The 17997-nt window shown below is 68.1% G+C and carries 15 protein-coding genes; 9 read left to right on the plus strand and 6 right to left on the minus strand.

What is annotated here, in order from left to right; all coding sequences use genetic code 11:
- Positions 1-68 precede the first annotated feature (68 nt).
- The 4 genes from coaD to ACOYR3_RS18405 all read right to left on the minus strand — a co-directional run bounded on the left by coaD (position 69) and on the right by ACOYR3_RS18405 (position 4215).
- Positions 69-569 (minus strand): pantetheine-phosphate adenylyltransferase, encoded by a 501-nt coding sequence (gene coaD, locus ACOYR3_RS18390; protein WP_422843757.1) that lies wholly within the window; start codon positions 567-569, stop codon positions 69-71.
- 161 nt (positions 570-730) lie between these two features.
- Positions 731-1414: a 16S rRNA (guanine(966)-N(2))-methyltransferase RsmD gene (gene rsmD, locus ACOYR3_RS18395; protein WP_422843758.1), complete on the minus strand. Its 684-nt coding sequence runs from the start codon at positions 1412-1414 to the stop codon at positions 731-733.
- Complete coding sequence (locus ACOYR3_RS18400) at positions 1411-2760, minus strand: M16 family metallopeptidase (protein WP_422843759.1); 1350 nt, start codon at positions 2758-2760, stop codon at positions 1411-1413. Before ACOYR3_RS18400 ends, rsmD begins: the two co-directional genes overlap by 4 nt.
- A 21-nt stretch (positions 2761-2781) precedes the next feature.
- Complete coding sequence (locus ACOYR3_RS18405; RefSeq protein WP_422843760.1) at positions 2782-4215, minus strand: M16 family metallopeptidase; 1434 nt, start codon at positions 4213-4215, stop codon at positions 2782-2784.
- A gap of 28 nt (positions 4216-4243) precedes the next feature.
- On the opposite strand from ACOYR3_RS18405, the gene ftsY reads away from it, so the two are divergent.
- Genes ftsY through ACOYR3_RS18420 form a run of 3 tightly spaced genes read left to right on the plus strand, consistent with a single transcriptional unit; the run spans position 4244 to position 8483 of the window.
- Positions 4244-5569, plus strand: a complete 1326-nt coding sequence (gene ftsY, locus ACOYR3_RS18410; protein WP_422843761.1) for a signal recognition particle-docking protein FtsY — start codon at positions 4244-4246, stop codon at positions 5567-5569.
- A gap of 59 nt (positions 5570-5628) precedes the next feature.
- Positions 5629-8085, plus strand: a complete 2457-nt coding sequence (locus ACOYR3_RS18415) for a glycosyltransferase (RefSeq protein ID WP_422843762.1) — start codon at positions 5629-5631, stop codon at positions 8083-8085.
- Positions 8073-8483: a hypothetical protein gene (locus tag ACOYR3_RS18420; RefSeq protein WP_422843763.1), complete on the plus strand. Its 411-nt coding sequence runs from the start codon at positions 8073-8075 to the stop codon at positions 8481-8483. The genes ACOYR3_RS18415 and ACOYR3_RS18420 overlap by 13 nt, the downstream gene beginning before the upstream one ends.
- On the opposite strand, the gene ACOYR3_RS18425 is transcribed toward ACOYR3_RS18420, so the two are convergent.
- Positions 8466-9326, minus strand: coding sequence for a UbiA family prenyltransferase (locus ACOYR3_RS18425; RefSeq protein ID WP_422843764.1), 861 nt, complete (start codon positions 9324-9326; stop codon positions 8466-8468). The genes ACOYR3_RS18420 and ACOYR3_RS18425 overlap by 18 nt on opposite strands.
- 71 nt (positions 9327-9397) lie before the next feature.
- A complete protein-coding gene (locus ACOYR3_RS18430; RefSeq protein WP_422843765.1) occupies positions 9398-12451 on the minus strand; it encodes a hypothetical protein in 3054 nt (1017 codons plus the stop codon).
- A gap of 333 nt (positions 12452-12784) precedes the next feature.
- On the opposite strand from ACOYR3_RS18430, the gene ACOYR3_RS18435 reads away from it, so the two are divergent.
- The 6 genes from ACOYR3_RS18435 (at position 12785) to ACOYR3_RS18460 (ending at position 17947) form a co-directional block, all read left to right on the plus strand.
- The gene (locus ACOYR3_RS18435; protein WP_422843766.1) at positions 12785-13741 is read left to right on the plus strand and encodes a glycosyltransferase family 2 protein; all 957 of its coding nucleotides are present in this window, start codon (positions 12785-12787) and stop codon (positions 13739-13741) included.
- Between the two features lie 13 nt (positions 13742-13754).
- On the plus strand, positions 13755-14375 hold the full coding sequence (locus ACOYR3_RS18440) for a hypothetical protein (protein ID WP_422843767.1): 621 nt from the start codon (positions 13755-13757) through the stop codon (positions 14373-14375).
- Positions 14376-14426: 51 nt separating this feature from the next.
- Positions 14427-15119 carry a class I SAM-dependent methyltransferase gene (locus tag ACOYR3_RS18445; protein ID WP_422843768.1) on the plus strand — a complete coding sequence of 231 codons (693 nt, stop codon included), beginning with the start codon at positions 14427-14429 and terminating at the stop codon, positions 15117-15119.
- A 152-nt stretch (positions 15120-15271) separates the two neighbouring features.
- On the plus strand, positions 15272-15664 hold the full coding sequence (locus ACOYR3_RS18450) for a RidA family protein (RefSeq protein ID WP_422843769.1): 393 nt from the start codon (positions 15272-15274) through the stop codon (positions 15662-15664).
- Between the two features lie 204 nt (positions 15665-15868).
- Positions 15869-16810, plus strand: a complete 942-nt coding sequence (gene rpoH / locus ACOYR3_RS18455) for an RNA polymerase sigma factor RpoH (protein WP_422843770.1) — start codon at positions 15869-15871, stop codon at positions 16808-16810.
- Positions 16811-16930: 120 nt separating this feature from the next.
- Positions 16931-17947, plus strand: a complete 1017-nt coding sequence (locus ACOYR3_RS18460) for a Bug family tripartite tricarboxylate transporter substrate binding protein (RefSeq protein WP_422843771.1) — start codon at positions 16931-16933, stop codon at positions 17945-17947.
- Positions 17948-17997: the final 50 nt, after the last annotated feature.

Below are 17997 nucleotides of genomic sequence, written 5' to 3' on the forward strand. Positions count from 1 at the left end.
GCTATTATTTTGATAGCTGCCAGCGCTTACCCACAAAGGGCTGGAGCCCTTTTTTACTCAAAAACCCATCAGGGCGGCGTGAGGGTGCGCACCTTTTCGACCAGGCGGTCCTGCACCGAGGGAGAGACGAACTTGTGGACCTCGCCGCCCAGCACCGCGATCTCGCGCACGAAGGTGCTGCTGATGAACTGGTATTTGTCGCTGGGCGTGAGGAACACCGTCTCCACCTGGGGCATCAGGCTGCGGTTCATGCCGGCGAGCTGGAACTCGTAGTCAAAGTCGGTCACCGCGCGCAGGCCGCGCACCATGGCCTTGCCGCCCCGCTCCACCACGAAGTCGCGCAGCAGGCCGGAGAACGCCTCGACCTGCACCTGCGGGTACATCTTGACGGCCTCGCGGACCATGTCGATCCGTTCGTCCAGCGTGAACAGCGTCTTCTTGTGGTGGCCGGCGGCCACGGCCACGATCACGCGCTCGAACAATTGGGTGGCCCGGCGGACCACGTCTTCATGGCCCAGGGTGATGGGGTCGAAAGTTCCGGGGTATACGGCGAGCACGTTCTGGGCCATGGCTGGTTGTCTCCTGTCTGGCGAATGACGGTGGCCCGGGCCTCCAGGTTCTTCCCCGGTGAGGAGCCTGCGGGCCGCGTGCGCGCATTATGCAGTGCAGTGCAACATGGCGCCGGCCACCGCCGTGGGCAGCCCGGGGGGAACGGCCGCCGAGGGCGGTATCAGGCGCGCCGCAGCAGGTGCGCGTGCACGGCCCCCGCCTTCAGGTGGCGGTGCACCGCCAGGCCGGCCGCGGCCAGGTCTTCATCGGTCCAGGCGCGGGGCGCCTCCAGGTAGACGAACCCTCGGGCGGCCACCGCCCGGGCCGCGGCCTGCAGCGCGGGCGCGAAGAACGGGCCGTCAAACGGCGGGTCGAGCAGCACGAGGTCCAGGCTGGCGGGCGCCGCCTGCTGCAGGGCCGTCACGCCGTCGCCGCGCTGCACGCGCACGGCGCCGGCCTGCAGGCGCTGCTGCAGTGTGATGAGCTGCGCCGCCAGGGCCGCGTCGTTCTCCACCAGCAGCACCGAGGCCGCGCCGCGCGAGGCGGCCTCCAGCCCCAGCGCGCCCGTGCCGGCAAACGCGTCCAGGCAGCGCCAGCCGGCCAGGTCCTGGCCCAGCCAGTTGAACAGGGTTTCGCGCACGCGGTCGGGCGTGGGCCGCAGGCCGGGGCGCTGGGCCACGGGCAGGCGGGTGCGCTTCCACTGCCCGCCGATGATGCGGATTTCGCCCGCGCCCTTGGGGGCGGCTGCCGCCGCTGCGGGCTTGGGCCGGGCCTTTTTCGGGTCGGCTGCCGGGGCTGCCGCTGCCGCCTGGGCCTTGCGGATCTCGGCGGCAATGGCGCTGCCGCGCAGGGTGGAGCGGCTCATGGCTGGCGCCCCCCCACCACCACCGTCACCATGCGCTCGGGCTGCAGCTTGCGCGCGATGGCGGCGCGCACATCGGCCACCGTGAGCGCCTCGACCTTGCGCGCCCACTGGTCCAGGTAGTCCAGCGGCAGGTCGTTCCAGGCGATGTTGGCCACGTTGGCCAGCAGCTTCTTGTTGCTGTCGATGCGCAAGGCAAAGCCGCCGATCAGGTTGTCCTTGGCGGCGCGCAGCTCGTCCTCGGTGGGGCCTTCGGCCACAAAGCGGGCGATCACGTCGCGCGAGACCTGCACGGCCTGGGTGGCCTGGTCAGGGCGCGTCTGCAGGCCCACGGTGAAGGCGCCCGCGTGCAGGCCGGCGGCGAAGTAGCTGTAGACGCTGTAGGAAAGGCCGCGCTTTTCGCGCACCTCGTGCGTGAGCCGCGAGACAAACCCGCCCCCGCCCAGGATGTGGTTGCCCACCAGCAGGGCGAGGAAGTCCGGGTCGCGCCGCTGGAAGCCCGGCTGGCCGATCAGCACATGGGCCTGGGCAGAGGCAAAGGGAATGTTCTCCTCCACCGGCGCGGACAGCGACGCGATCTCGCCCACCGGCGGCAGCGGCGCGCAGCCCGCGGCGGCCGGCAGCCGCGACAGCAGCGTGGCCACCAGCGCCTGGGCCTGGGTGCGGGACACGGCGCCCACGATGCTGACCTTGGCGCGGCAGGCGGCGATGTGCTGGCCGTGGAAGGCCTGCATGTCCTCCACGCCCACGCGCATCAGCGTCTCCGGCGTGGTGCGCGCGCCATAGGGATGGCTGCCGTACACGGCGGCGGCAAAGGCGTAGCCCGCCACCGTGGCCGGGCGCGTGTTGGCTTCCTTGAGGGTGGCGATCCAGCGCGCCCGGTCGCGCGGCCACACGTCGGCCGGCCAGCTGGGCTCGCCGATCTGGCGCGCGGCCAGGCGGGCGGCCTGCTCCAGCAGCGGCGGATCGGTGAGGGAGCGCAAGGTGTAGTGCAAGGCGTCGTTGTCGGCACTGGCCTCGAAGCTTGCGCCCAGGTCGGCCCAGGCTTCGCCCAGGCCGTTCTCGTCCAGCGCCGGGGCACCGTCCTGCTCCTTGACGCCCTTGGACGCCATCGCGGCCACGGCGGTGGCCAGGCCCGCGCGGCCGGCCGGGTCGCGGCGGCTGCCGGCGTCAAAGTCGATCTGCACGTCCACCATGGGAATCACGGGGCTTTCGACCAGGTACACCTGGGCTCCGCTCGCCTCCGTCCAGTGCTGGATGGGCAGCAGCGCCCAGGCGGAGTTTGCATAAAAAACGACTCCAGCGCTTACCAGGAAAGCGCGGGCAGCTATATTTTTGATAGTAATCATGCGCAAAAGGCCCCTGCGGGTTCAACGGATCACCGCACCGGGCGGCAGCGTGGTGCGCGCGCGCGGCGCATCCAGCGGCTGGGGCAGCAAGGTGCCCACGGTGAGCTGGTCGTCCCCGAAATACTTGGCGGCCACGGCCTGCACCTGCGCCGGGGTCACGGTGCGCAGCAGCGCCAGCAGCCGGTCATTGGCGTCCAGCGGAAAGCCCTGCACCCAGTTGCCGCCCAGCTCCTGGGCCTGGCTCATCACCGAATCGCGCTCGTACACGGTGGAGGCGATCCACTGCGTCTTGACGCGGTTGAGTTCGGCCTCGCTGACGCCGCCCAGCGCCACGCGGGCCACTTCGGAGCGCAGGGCGTCTTCCACCTGCTGGGCCGTCTTGCCCGCGGCCGGCACGCCGCTGAGCATGAACAGGCTGGGCCCGCGGCCGGTGACCATGGCGGAGCTGCTGGCGCTGTCGGCCACGCGGTTCTCGCCCTGGGTCAGCGCGCGGTCCAGCCGCGCGCCGTCGTAGCCACTGAACACCGCCGACAGCACCATCAGCGCCAGCGCATCGCGGTCGGTGTCGGCCAGCGCGTCCAGCCGCCGCAGGCTGGGCGCGCGGAAGGCCAGCGCTACGTAGGCCTGCTCGGCCGGGGCCTTCACGGCAATGCGCCGCAGGCCCTGCTGCGTGGGCTCCGTGCGCGGCTTGCGCACGGGCAGCGCATGCACCGGCAGGCTGCCGTAGTACTTCTCGGCCAGCGCCCGCACCTGGTCGGCCTGCACGTCGCCGGCCACCACCACCACGGCATTGGTGGGCGTGTACCACTGGCGGTGGAAGGCGCGCACATCGTCGGCGGTCATGGCGTCCAGGTCGCTCATCCAGCCCACGATGGGCCGGCGGTAGGGCGAGGCCACGAACGCCGTGGCAAACAGCTGTTCGGCCAGCACCGCACGGGGCTGGTCCTCGGTGCGCAGGCGGCGCTCTTCCTTCACCACCTCGATTTCCTTCTGGAACTCGTCGTCCGGCCAGTGGTTGTGGGCAAAGCGGTCCGACTCCAGCTTCATCACGTCTTCCAGCCGGTTCGCCGGAATCTGCTGGTAGTAGCCCGTGTAGTCGCGGCTGGTGAAGGCGTTCTCGCGCCCGCCCAGGGCCGCCACACGGCGCGAGAACTCGCCCGGCGGCAGAGACTTGGTGCCCTTGAACATCATGTGCTCCAGCACATGGGCCACGCCCGAGGTGCCATCCACCTCGTCCAGGGAGCCTACGCGCACCCAGACCATGTGCACGGCGGTGGGAGCCCGGTGGTCCGGCTGCACGATGAGCTGCATGCCGTTCTTGAGGGTGAACTGCTGTGCCCCGGAGGCGTTGGCAGAGGGGGCTGCGGAAGGCGGGACGGCTGGCGTCGTGGCCGCCAGGGCAGCCCCGGACGCGAGGCAGGCCACCAGGGCCAGTAGGGTGAAGGCGCGTTTCATAGAATGCAGTGATTCTAAGAACCCGCCAATGTTCAGTTTTTTCAAGAAGAAGCCTGCCCCCCAGCCTGCGCCGCCCACCGACGCCGCCCCGCCCGCGCCCGCTGCGGAGACCGCGCCCGTCTCTGCGGCACCCGCACAGCCCGCGCCGACCGCAGCCCCCGCGCCAGCGCCAGCACCCGCCGAACCGGCGGCAGGCGCGACGTCCGCGTTCGGATGGCTGCGCAACCCGTTTGCGTCCAAGGCACCCGAGGCTTCTCCCGCTCCCCCTCCCGCCGCGGCCCCCTCCCCGGCCGCAGCACCCGCGCTCGCTCCAGCGGTCCCCAGCCCGGCCCCGGCACCTGTGACGGCCCGGGCCCCCACGCCGGCCGCGCCCCCAGCGCCCGCCCTTGCTCCCACCGCCCCGGCCCCGCAACCCGTCCCCGCCGCCCTGCCCGTGCCGGCGGCCGCGCCCGCCGAACGCAAGGGCTGGCTGGACCGGCTCAAAGCCGGGCTGCGCAAGACAGGCACCAGCATCACCACGGTCTTCACCGGCACGCAGATCGACGACGCGCTGTACGAAGAACTGGAGGCGGCGCTGCTCATGGCCGACACGGGCGTGAAGGCCACCACGCACCTGCTGGCCGACCTCAAGCGCCGCGTGAAGGAAGCCAAGGCCACCGAGCCCGCCGCCGTCAAGGGCCTGCTGGCCGATGCGCTGGCCGACCTGCTGCGGCCGCTGGAAAAGCCCCTGGTCATCGGCGAGCACACGCCCACCGTCATCATGGTGGCCGGCGTGAACGGCGCAGGCAAGACCACCTCCATCGGCAAGCTCACCAAGCACCTGGCCGATGAAGGCGCCGCCGTGCTGCTGGCCGCGGCCGACACCTTTCGCGCCGCCGCGCGGGAGCAGCTGGGCGTCTGGGCCGACCGCAACACCGTCGAGATCGTGAGCCAGGAGGGCGGCGACCCCGCCGCCGTGAGCTTCGACGCCGTCACCGCCGGCAAGGCCCGGGCCAAGGACGTCGTGCTGGTGGACACCGCGGGCCGGCTGCCCACGCAGCTGCACCTGATGGAAGAGCTCAAGAAGATCCGCCGCGTGGTGACCAAGGCAGATGCCACCGCCCCGCACGAGGTGCTGCTGGTCATCGACGGCAACACGGGCCAGAACGCGCTGGCCCAGGTGCGCGCGTTCGACGACGCGCTGCAGCTGACAGGGCTGATCGTGACCAAGCTCGACGGCACCGCCAAGGGCGGCGTGCTGGCCGCCATCGCCCAGGAACGGCCGGTGCCCGTCTATTTCATCGGCGTTGGCGAAAAGCTGGAAGACCTGGAAACCTTCAACGCCCGCGAGTTTGCCCAGGCACTGCTGACCTGACTCGGCAGCGCCCACGCGGGCCCCTGCCGCCATAGCGCAAGCCCACCTCACCGAACACCATGGCGGCACCCCGCGCGATTTTCACCATCTGCTCCAACAACTACGTGCCGATGGCGCGGGTGCTTCTGGAGAGCGTGCAGCGGCACCATCCGGAGGCTGCCGTCTACCTGTGCCTGGCCGACAAGATGCAGCCGGAGCTGGTGGACTACCCCGGCGCCTGCGAGGTGCTTGAGGCCCACCGCCTGGGCATCGACGATTTCGCGGCGTTCGCCTTCCGGTACGACATCATGGAATTCAACACGGCGGTCAAGCCGTTCATGTTCCGTGCATTGCGCGACCGCGGCCACCAGCACGTGGTCTACCTCGATCCCGACATCGAGCTGTATGCCCCCCTGGACGGCGTGTTCGCGCCGCTGGAGGCGGGCGCCTCGTTCGTGCTGACGCCCCATCTCACCGAGCCCGCCGAACGCGATGCGTTTCCCGACGACATCGGCATCATGCGCGCGGGGGTCTACAACCTCGGGTTCCTGGGCGTGGGCGGCGCTCCCGACACCGAGAAACTGCTTCGGTGGTGGTCCCGCCGGCTGCAATACGAGTGCGTCAACGAGCCGGATTCGGGCCGCTTTGTCGACCAGAAGTTCATGGACCTGGTGCCGGGATTCTCGCCCGGCGTGCATATCCTGCGGGATACCGCGTACAACGTCGCGTACTGGAACCTTCACCAGCGCAGCCTGTCCGGAGCCCCAGGCGCCTGGCAGGTCGACGGGAACCCGCTGCGGTTCTTCCATTTCAGCGGCATCGACCCGCGCAATCTGCACCAGCTGTCCAAGCATTCCCAGGCGTTCCGCGGAGCCGAAATCTCCGCCCCGCTGGCGGCCTTGATGCAGGACTACGCGTCGCGGGTACTCGGGCGGGGGCACGGGACTATTCCCGCGGGCATCTATGCCTACGGGCGGTTTGCCTCGGGGGCACCCATTCCGAACTTCGTGCGCCGCATGTTCCGCGACCGCCACGTGCGCTGGCTGGGCGGCGACCCTTTTGCCACCTACGAGGAGTACCTGCACCTGCCCAGCCCGGACGCCTGCGCCGGCGCCACGGGCCAGGTCACGCAACTGATGGCCGAGGTACGCCGCCAGGAGCCGTGGCTGCAGCACGCGTTCGACCTCTCCAGCCCGCACGGCGTGGACCGCTACCTCCAGTGGTTCCGGGACCACGCGCGCCACAGGTTCGACGGGCGCTCCGCGCTGGAGCCCCGGCCCACGGCCGCCCCGCCCGCACCTGCGCACGCCCTGCCAACGCTCACGGATGCGGCGGCGAACGAAAGGCCGCCGCAGGCCACCGTGGTGGGGTACCTGCGGCTGGCGCTGGGCGTGGGCGAGGCGGGCCGCCAGGTGCTGCGCGCCTTGCACCACGGACAAGTTCCGGTGCAAGGCCTGCCTATCCGCATTCGAACGCTGTCTGAAGAGGTGGGCCAGGAGCAGGAGCCGCTGTTCGTCGAGCAATCCCGCGCGCCGGTGGAAATCTTCAATGTGAATGCGGACCAGTTGCCCCTGGTGCTCAACACGCTCAAGGGTTCGCTGCAGCCCGGGGCGTGGCGCACCGTGATGCCCTTCTGGGAGCTGGAGCAGTTCCCCTCGCCCTGGCTGCAGGCGCTGGCATTGGTTGACGAGGTCTGGGCGCCCACCCGCTTCATCGAGCGCATGCTGGCGCAGCGCACGGGCACACCGGTGCGCTACATGCCGCTGCCGCTCACCTTTACCCCTCCACCGCCCGCAGAGCGCGCGGCCTTCGGCCTGGACAGCGAGGCTTTCATCTTTTTCTTCTCCTTCGACTGCTTCTCCTTTGTGGAGCGCAAGAACCCCATGGCAGTCGTCCGCGCGTTCCACACGGCCTTTCGGGGGACAGCGCCCACGGCAAAAGCCCGGCTGGTCATCAAGGCGCTCAATTCCGACAAGCTGGGCGACCAGCCCCCCGCCTGGCTGGAGGCCCTGCGCAGGGATCCGGATGTCCAGCTCATCGAGCGCACCCTGGCCCGGCACGAAACCCTGCAACTCGTCGGCTGCTGCGACGCAGTGGTGTCACTGCACCGCAGCGAAGGGCTGGGCTTGCTGATCTCCGAAGCCATGCACCTGGGCAAGCCGGTCATTGCCACGGACTATTCGGCCACCACCGAGCTGGTAACCCATCAGACGGGCTGGCCGGTGGACTACCGGCTGGTCCCTGTGCGGGAAGGCGAATACCCGTTCCATGCCGGCCAGGTCTGGGCGGAGCCCGACGAAGCCCATGCGGCCTGGCAGATGCGCTCGGTGTGGCAGTTTCCGGAAGAGGCCGCCCGGCGCGCCGGCAACGCGCGAGCGCTGCTGCAACGGCAGCATGGCCTGGACGCCTGCGGCCAGCGGATGCGAGAGCGCATCGAGGAAGTCCTGGCGCTGCGGCCGCCAGCACGGCATGGCGACCGTGCGGCCGACCGGCCATCGTCCCCCCTTCTGCGAAAGGTCTGGCCATGGAAACCGTGACCCACCACCCCACTGCCGACTCGCCGCTGCCGGGCGTACGCGCCGCCTCGGGCCCAGCGGCTTCAGATGCGGTTGCCGCCCCGTCACCCTTGCAGCACGGCACCGCCGAGCGGTGCGGGGCCTGTGGCGCCAGGCCCAGCCTGGGCCTGGAAATCGATTTGCTCGATGCCCGGGAGGAATGCCGGCGCCTCAAACGCGCAGGGGCCGACATGCATGCCGAGATGCTGGCCCTTCACCGGGCGCTTTCGGCCGCGCGGCATCAGACCCAGGCGCTGCTGGCGGATCGGAGGGAACGCGGCGAGCTGCAATCCCGCGTGGACGCACTGCTGCAGTCCCGCTCCTGGCGCATCACCCGGCCACTGCGCTGGATCTACGGCCTGCTACCCGGCCGGGGCTGACAGCAGCCCGCGCAGGTAGGGCCAGGCAAAGGTGCCCAGAAGCACGAGCCCCATCAGCGCAAAGTGACCGCGGTAGTGCCGCTGCAGCTGCACCAGGGGAGCCGGCGCCAGCCCCGAGCGGTGCACTCGCCAGGAGGTCGCCACATGGCGCAGGTACGCAACGGCCGACAGGCCCAGCAACAGCCAGACGTGCTCCAGGGCAGCCCACAAGGCCACCAGCGCGTAGGCCACGCTGAACAGGCCAAAGGCGGCGGCGAAGGTGGCGCGGGGCCCGAACACCACCGCGTTGGTGCGGATGCCGTTGCCAGCGTCCGCCCGGAAGCCGCGCACCTCGTGCATCAGATGCCCGGCAGCGAAGACCACGCCAAAGTACGCGGCGAAAAGAAGGCTCTGCGGACCGGGTGTGCCCATCGCAAGATAGCCCAGCATGAAGTGCAGGCTGCCGCCCGCAAGGTGCAGCAACGACCCGGCAAGGGGTACGCCCTTGAGGTGCAGGCCGGGCCAGGAATACAGGGCGCTGGTGGCCAGCATGGCCACCGCAATCCAGCAGGCCTGCAGGCCCAGACACGCGGCGAAGGCCAGCCCCAGCACAGCCCAGAATAGCGCCAGAAAGCCCATCTCGCGCCGGGAAACGCCCAGCTCCAGAAAGGTGCGTCCGCTGCGGTGAGGGTCCTTGAGATCCCCGTCGATCCCCGCCCAGTCGTTCAGGACGATGATGTGGGCCACCAGGCAGACACTGGCCCCCACCAGAGCGAACAGCAGCCGCAACGCATCGCGCCCCCCGATCGCGGGCGCCTGGCACAGCGCAAACGCGAAGCCGACCAGCGGCGTGCCTTGGAGCACGGCGACCTCATCCAGGCGCACGCACTGCAGCCATCTGCGCCATGAACGCGGGCGTGCGGGGTGTACCTCCGTCACCGGGAATCCGCAGTCGCCTGGCGAGCTGCCTCCGTCGCCGCGTACAGGCGAAGCCACAGCGCCAGCCCGAGCTCGGGAGACCAGTAGTAGCGGCGCACGGTGGCGGTCAGGTCGTTGTGGAAGTACAGCACCGGGGCTTGCCAGACACGGCGGAACCGGTCGTCAGCAAGCTGGCGCAGAAGCTCCTCGTTGGCCTGGAGCTGGCTGCGGTCGCGCGAAGCCTCTGTCCGGTGGATTTGCTCGATGACCTTGAGCCAGCGTTGCTGGTCCGGGTCCTGCACCGTGAGCTGCGCGCGCGGGAGTTTCAAGGGACACCCCATGCTCTGCAAGTCCTGCAGCCGCCACGCCACCGCCGCGGGTGCGCGCCGGTAGTACACCCAGAGCGACGCATCGTCGGCGCGTGCCTGCAGGGCCTGGCAGAGCTTTTGCGCCGCCGCAGCGTCGGCCCGGTGGAGCCACATCAGCACGTGGATCTGGATGCCGATGTCGGGGGGGTTGGGATCCTTCCCCGGATCGATGCACTCATAGCGGTCCGGGGTGGCCAGCCAGGTGCGGTACAGGCCGTCCGGCGTCTTGAACGCTTCCAGCGTGGCCCGCGCTCCGGCCTGCAGCGGCGCGTTCGCCAGCGGGGCCAGGCGCCAGACCAGTGCGGTGTCGTCCGCATCCGGGGTGATTCGGCACCCCATGACGCCGTGCGAGGGTCGATCGGCACGCCCGTGGTAGCGCACCAGTCCGGTCTCCTCGATCTGCTGCGAAAGAAAGTGCCGCGCCTTGTCCAGCATGCCCCCCAACTCCAGGCGCTCGTTCACGGGGCTGAGCAGGTCCGTGATGGCCGCCGTCGAAAAAACGTTCAGTTCCGGACTGGGGTCGAGAAACTGCATCCCGTCGGTAAAGTCCGTGAGCCAGTAGCCCTCGGGGTCCTGCCGGTGCTGCAAGCTCCAGAGGGCGAACTTCGCCAGGCCGGAGGTCGGCAGGTTCTGCGACCACGGCGGCGGTGCGGCCTCGGCCCGGACTGTGAAGGTCTTGGAGGCAAGGTACTGCGGGGCCGCGGACGGAGCATCGGAAGGCAACGCCACCGCCATCGTGTGCTCACCCGCGGGAAGCCCGCGCTCCGGCAGGCGCACCCGCCATCCCCCGGGCATGGCGATCCCCCGGGCCCGCTCCACATCCGGCCGCCGGAAAAAGGTGTCCACGCTCCCCGCCAGCGCGCCGTCGAGCCAGAGCTCCAGCCGCGGCGGCGCCTGGCCCGCCCGGGCGGCCCATCCCACCACGTCCAGGCCGCGGCCCGGGTACACCCGGACGGCGTCAATCGCTCCGTGCCACGCCGTTGCCGCGGCAGGTCCCTCCGGCTGTGCCGCGGGCACGGGCAGTTCGAAGGCTTGCAGGATCCAGGGCATGGCTTGCGGGTGGGAGCGCACCAGGGCGCTGAACACAGGGCGGCCCGAAGTCATCAGCTTGGCGGGAAACGAGATCTTCCAGGCGCCTGCCGCAGAGTTGCCCATGAATTTCGCCACATCCTCGCGGTAGGCAAACTGGGAGGTGCCGCCGGGCACGCGCACTCCGTCGATGAGCAGGTGGACGTCGAAGGGTTGGCGGTCGCCGAACAGCGCCCACCCTTCCACGGTGGCCAGTCCGTCGGGCGAAACGCTCAACCGGTCAATCGATCCGTAGAGGCCCGGGAACAGATCGTTGAAAGCGGCCGGCGAGTTCTTCCACGGGGAGTTGCCCAACTGCCAGGCCGCCTGCTCGGCGACCGCGATCCGCTCGGCGGCATTCTGGGGAGGATGGGCAAACAGATATTCCGCATGTGCGGCGCCCGTGTACCCGAAGGCACCCGCCGCTGCGCTGGTCATAGCCAGCAGGGACAACGCCGCGAAGACCCCGCGCATTGCGCGGCTCAGTTGCGTCACCACGGGCACCAGCGCCCACAGCAGGATGGGCAGGAGATCCGTCAGAAACCGCGGCCCCCAGCTGATACCCGAGGTCCAGTGCACGGCCGCATAAAAGACCAGTTGCAGGACCACGGCTCCCGCCAGCACGCTAGCCAGCAGCCGCGATGCAGGGTTGCGCACGCGGTGAAGAAAGCCGAGCGGGGCAAACAGCAGAAAGGGCGAGAACACGAACAACCCTTGCACAGGGCTGAAGAGCAGCCCGGCCAGCCCCCGGACCGTTCCCAGAACGGACACCTCGACCTTCTCGCCCTGGATGGCCAGCCCGTACCCCCCCACCCAGTGCCCGACCACGCCCAGGTTGTAGGCCAGGATGGCCAGCACGGGAATCGCGCCGCCGGCCAGGAAGAACCGCCAGTTCCCGCGGTCCTGGACCAGGCAATACACCGCAAAGCCCGCTGCCAGGAGGGCATCGGGCTGCCGGTTGCAGGCCAGCAAGGCGCATAACAGCCCCGCCAGAAAAGTCCCCCACCGTGTGCGCTGAGGAAGGAGGGCCAGCCAAAGCAGCCCGACGACGAGCAACTGGCCCACACCGTGCATCCACAGCGCCTGGCTGCTGACGACCCAGGTGGACGTTCCCAAGCCGAACAGCAATGCCAGGCCAACGGCCGTTCGGGTGCCGGCCTCGCGGCGGAGCAGCAGGAACATCAGGGCCACGCTGGCGCTGGCAAGCAGTGAGGCCGCCAGCTTTTCCATGATGCGGCCCACGCGCTCGACACGCTGTAGCCCCCAGTCGGTCGCATTCAAATACAAGACCGCCGGCACATAGAGCGGCGCGACCAGGACGGGCGTGACGGGGGGATACATGGACACCAGGTGGCCGTCCGTGGTCCGAAGCATCCACCAGGCCTCCCCGATCTGACCAGCCTTCTGGGGCGGGCGGGCACCCTGGGCCACGTGCAGTGCCACCGGGTCCAGAAGCAGACTTCCATGCTTCCACAGGGACAGCGGCAAATACCGCGCGGCATAGGTATCTGCCGCGCCGACCGTGCGCAGATTGCTGTTGAACACCAGCAGGCACGCCACCAGAAGCAGCAGCGCAACGAGGCCATCGCGGCCCCGGCGCAGGGGATTTGCACAGCGGGAGGAGTCTGGGTTCATCGCGTCGTCGGGGCAGTGGCGAGGTATGACCCTGCCGGAAACAGGTGATACGCCCGCGCCAGGCGGCTTTTTTACGACGATACGCGACATTGCAGCAGCGCCGTGCGCCGCGGCGGTGCATTCCCGCGACGGGAATGCTGGCATGGCTGCACCCTAGTGTAACAATAAGTACAAATTTCCCGCGACGACAACCACCCTGCGCCATGCCCAGATCACCGAGCCCCCGCTGCACACCCACAGCGTCCCTGCGCCGCTCGGAACCCTTGGCAGGCATGCATGCCCGGGCCCCTTCGCGTTGGGCGCATTTTTTTGCGGGTCCACGGGGGACGGCTCATGCCTGAGTCGCTGCAGGACCTGGTCGTGCTCATGCCTGTCTATGAGGACCGGGAGGCGTGCCTGTGCCTGCTGCACCACCTCGATGCCCACGTCCGCGGGCCCTATACGGTGGTGGTGGTCGACGACGGATCGCGCACGAATCCCTTCACGCCCCCGGGGGAAGTCCATCCGAACCGGCACCTCCATCTATTGCGGCTGAACCGCAACCTGGGCCACCAGGCAGCGATTTCGATCGGATTGCAATACATTGCCCAGCATGTGTCGGCCCGCCAGCATGTCATCGTCATGGACTCCGATGGCGAAGACGCTCCACAGGCGATCAATACCCTGGCAGCCAGCCTGGAAGATCATTTCGACGTCGCCGTGGCCTCCCGCGGAAAGCGCAATGACGGGCCGCTGTTCCAGACCCTGTACCTGGGCTACAAGGCTCTTTTCCTGTGTCTGACGGGCCAGTGCATGAACTTTGGCAATTTCATGCTGCTGCGGGGCTCGGCGGTGCAACGGCTGTGCACGATGAGCACCCTGCCGAGGCATCTGGCCGGCACGGTGCTCGCGTCCGGGTTGCGGGTGCAAAAGGTGCAGGTGAACCGGGGCCGCCGGTATGCGGGCCGCTCCAAGATGAACCTGCGCACGCTGGTGCGCCACGGCGTGACGTCCCTGGCCGTGCTCGGCCCGGTCGCGCAGCAGCGCCTCGCCAAGGCGAAACGCATCTGTGCCGGCGTGGCCCTGCTGTGCAGCCTGTACTGGGGAGGGATGGCTGCGGCCGGTTCGCGCCAGGCCTCCGAATTCCTGCCAGCGCTGGCAGCCGTGCAAATGGCCGCGGCGCTGGGGGCGGCCATCTCGGCCACCCTGTCGGCACGCCTGGCCCGGCCCCACGCTCTTCCCCCGGCGGGCTGGCAGCTGGAAAAACCGTTTCCATCGGCCGTGGACAACGCAAGCGCCTGCAGTGCCTGAGACGCACCGCCTCATGGCCCGCTTTGCCCTGTCCCTGGCGGGAGTGGCACTGTATGCCGCCCTCACGGTCCTCACGTACTGGGCCTACATTCACCTGTTTCCGGTCGACGTGGTTCTGTACGCGGCGGTCTGGGCGGCCTGCCTGGCGCTCTTCGTTTACGGCGCCCTGGTCTTCGCACTCCCGCTTGCACGGGATTTCAGCCCACTCGAGAAGGCGCAAAACCTGGTGATCTGCGCACTGCTTGGATATACCCTGGCCTTGACGTTTCCGACGGTGATCGATCGCTCGTTGTCGTTCTACATCCTTGAGAAACTTCAACAACGGGGCGGAGGCATCCAGGTTCAGCATCTGGACAAGGTCTTTCAGGAAGAGTACGTGCGCGAACACCGCCTGATGGACGTGCGATTGACCGAGCAACTGCAATCGGGCACCGTGCAGATTGACGCCGCCAATTGCCTGCGCCTGACACCGCGCGGCGATCGCCTCGCCCGGTTCAGCCGGTTTTTCCGCGCCCACTTGCTGCCTCCACGGCGGCTGATAGCGGGCGCCTATACGCAGGACCTCGTCGACCCTTTTGCCCATAACACCGCCGTGCCCGACTACCTGTGCACGCCGCAGGCGCCGCCGGATTGAGTCCGGCCGCGATCATCTTGTACCCTGACGACTTCACTTCCGGGAGCCGATTTGAACTTCGCAACAGCCAAGCAACTGGTGGAATCCGTCGGTCATTGGCACCACGCCTTTGAGATCTATCCCGGCCTCACCACGCCCGGCGCCTACGATCCCGGCTTTCTTCTGGACGATATCGGGTTCCCGGCAGATCTTCACGGGCAGCGGGTGCTGGACATTGGCCCATCCGACGGCTTCTTCTCGCTACAGGCGCGCCGCCGGGGTGCCGAGGTGGTCGCGGTGGACTACCGTCCCAAGAACTCCCATGGGTTCGGCGCGATGGAACAAATCACCGGGTGTGATTTTGATTACCGCTGCTGCAATGTTTATGACCTGAACCCGAAGGACCTGGGAACATTCGACCATGTCCTTTTTCTTGGGATTCTCTACCACCTTCCCGATATGGTGCGGGCGCTGGCCATCGTTCGCTCCCTGTGCCACGGAACCCTGTACCTGGAAAGCCATGCCGCCAACGACCTGCCCACCCACGAGGCCGTCGCACGCTATTACCGGCAAGCGACCCTGGCAAACGATGTGACCAACTTCTGGTCGCCCAATCCAGCGTGCATCCGCGATATGGCCTTTGATTGCGGTTTTGATCGGGTCACGGAAAGAACGTGGGCGGACCGGTACTTCGGCAAGTTCCAGACCCGTGACGACCCCGAGCGCAACCGCAAGCTTCAATGGGCCTATGGCGTGCTGCCTTGAGGCCGCGACCGCGAAGGGGCCGCGCGTGATACCCGAAGCCCTGGGCTGGGCGGATTGTTCAGATTCTGCAAACAGTGTGGGCCCCACTTCGCTGTTTATCCGGGGCGACGCACGGCCTACAGTGAACACCCTCGCTTCAAGAAAGGTGTCCGATGCCCCCACGCGACGTTGTTTTTCCTGCAGGCCGACAGGCGCTTTACGAGAAGAACCGCTACTCACCGGCCGTGCGCTCCAACGGCTTCCTTTTTGTCTCGGGCCAGGTCGGCAGCCGTGAAGACGGCACGCCGGAACCGGATCTGCAGGCCCAGGTCCGCCTTGCCTTCGACAACCTGAACGCCGTGCTGGCTGCCGCCGGTTGCAGCTTCGCGGACGTGGTCGACGTCACCGTGTTCGTGGTCGACCCCGAAAAGAACCTGGAGCGGATCTGGCAGGTCGTGCCGGACTACTGGGGCGAAGCGCCCTTCCCGGCCCTGACGGGTGTCGGGGTCACGTGGCTGAGCGGCTTCCAGTTCGAGATCAAGGTGATCGCCAAGCTGCCCGCCTGAACAGCCGCCAGCGCAGGCGGGCATGCAAACCGCCATACAAATCAGAGCGTTACGGATCTTTTGCACCCGCCAACGCTCTAACCAACGAAGCCCATTCCCCCTTGTGCCCAGCGCGCTGGAAGCGGGAAATGGAACGGAACTATCGCTTTAGCACTCCATCAGAGAGAGTGCTAACATGACGGATTAGAGGAAAGGATTTCTGGAATGAACATTCAGTCTGGAACCGTGACGACCACTTTGGCGCCGGCCAACCCCTGGGCGCTGGTGCCCCCCCTGGGCAATCTAGACGCGTACATTTCCGCCGTCAACCGCCTGCCGCTGCTCACGCACGAGGAGGAGCAGACGTACGCACGCCGCCTCAAAGAGCACAACGATCTGGACGCCGCCGGCCGGCTGGTGATGTCGCACCTGCGCCTGGTGGTCTCCATTTCGCGCCAGTACCTGGGCTACGGCCTGCCCCAGGGTGACCTGATCCAGGAAGGCAATGTCGGCCTGATGAAAGCCGTCAAGCGCTTTGACCCGGACCAGGGAGTGCGCCTGGTGAGCTACGCCATGCACTGGATCAAGGCAGAGATTCACGAGTACATCCTGAAGAACTGGCGCATGGTCAAGGTGGCGACCACCAAGGCCCAGCGCAAGCTGTTCTTCAATCTGCGCTCCATGAAGCAAGGTTTCAAGGCCGACGCTGCCGCCGCCGATGCCGCGACGCACCGGGACACGCTCTCCGACCGCGAAATCGACTCGGTGGCAGCGCAGCTCAACGTGAAGCGCGAAGAAGTCATCGAGATGGAAGCCCGCATGGCCGGTGGCGACGTGCTGCTGGACCCGGCACCCTCCGACGATGGCGAACAGGCTTTTGGGCCCATTGCCTACCTGGCGGATGCATCGCACGAGCCCACGGCCATGATCGAGTCGCGCCAGCGGGACGCGCTGGCCTCGGACGGCATCGCCACGGCGCTGGAAAGCCTGGATGACCGCAGCCGCCGCATCGTGGAAGAGCGGTGGCTGAAGGTGAACGACGATGGCTCGGGCGGCATGACATTGCACGAGCTGGCGGCCGTCTACGGCGTGAGCGCCGAGCGCATCCGACAGATCGAGGTGGCGGCCATGAAGAAGATGAAGAAGGCGCTGGCTGAATACGCCTGAGGCCGCGGTTGCCTTAATATCCAGCGTGTCGCAGACACAGCCCTACGGGGCCCCGTTTCCGGGGCCCCGTTTCGTTTGTCCCTGATTGTTTGTTTCGACCGCTTTTTGGAGACCGCCTCTATGTCACGCCCTGTTTCTCGCCGCGCCTCGCTGCTGATGGCCCTTGTGACCGCCTCTGCAACGCCGTGGGCCCTGGCCCAGACCAGTCCTGCCGCAACCGCCGTGCCCGGCTGGCCGAGCAAGCCGCTCAAGATCATCGTGGGGTTTCCGGCGGGCTCGTCCCCGGACCTGACCGCCCGTGCGTTTTCCGAGCCGCTGGCAAAAGCCCTCGGACAGCCGGTCATCGTGGAGAACAAGATCGGCGCGGGAGGCAATATCGGAGCGGACGCCGTGGCCAAGGCCCGCGACGACCACACCATCGGGCTGATGATCAACGGCAACATGACCATCGCCAAGATGATCAATCCGGCCGTGCCGTACGACCCGCTCAAGGACCTCGCTCCGCTGAGCCTGATCGGCACCTCCCCGCTGGTACTGACAGCCCCCGTCAGCCAGCCGGGCGTGCCGGCAACGGCGGATACACGCGCGTTCTTTGTGGCCGCCCGCAATGCCGGTGACAAGTGGAGCTATGGCACGCCGGGGGTCGGCACGGTGGGCCACATTGGCACCGAACTGCTCAAGGCGCGCAGCAACATCAACCCTGTGCACGTACCCTACCCCGGCTATCCGCAGGTGGCCACCGCCATGCTGGGCGGGCAGCTGCAGATGGCTCTGCTGCCCCCCGCGCTGGCCCAGGCGCAGGTGCGCTCCGGCAAGCTCCGCGCGCTGGGGGTGACGTCCGCAGGGCGCAGCCCGCTCGCCCCTGAAATCCCCAGCCTTGCCGAGGCGGGGATTCGCGGCTTCAGCCTGGAAATCTGGAATGCTTTTGCCGCGCCAGCCACCATGCCCAAGCCCATCCAGGCCAAGCTGGCGGCAGTGATCGGCGAGATCGCCCGCACCCCGGAAATGCGCACCAAGCTCTTCCAGCAAGGGTGGCAGGTGGCGGGCACCTCGCCCGAAGGTCTGGCCAACCGCATCAAGACCGACACCGCCCTGCTGGGCGGCGTGATTGCCATGCGGGGCATCAAGGCCGAGTGACGGGCGAGGGGCGCGTCCCTCATTACAAACATTTTGTTGCAACTTACCGA

This window comes from Acidovorax sp. M2(2025) (assembly GCF_049330835.1).
Taxonomy (GTDB): domain Bacteria; phylum Pseudomonadota; class Gammaproteobacteria; order Burkholderiales; family Burkholderiaceae_C; genus Acidovorax.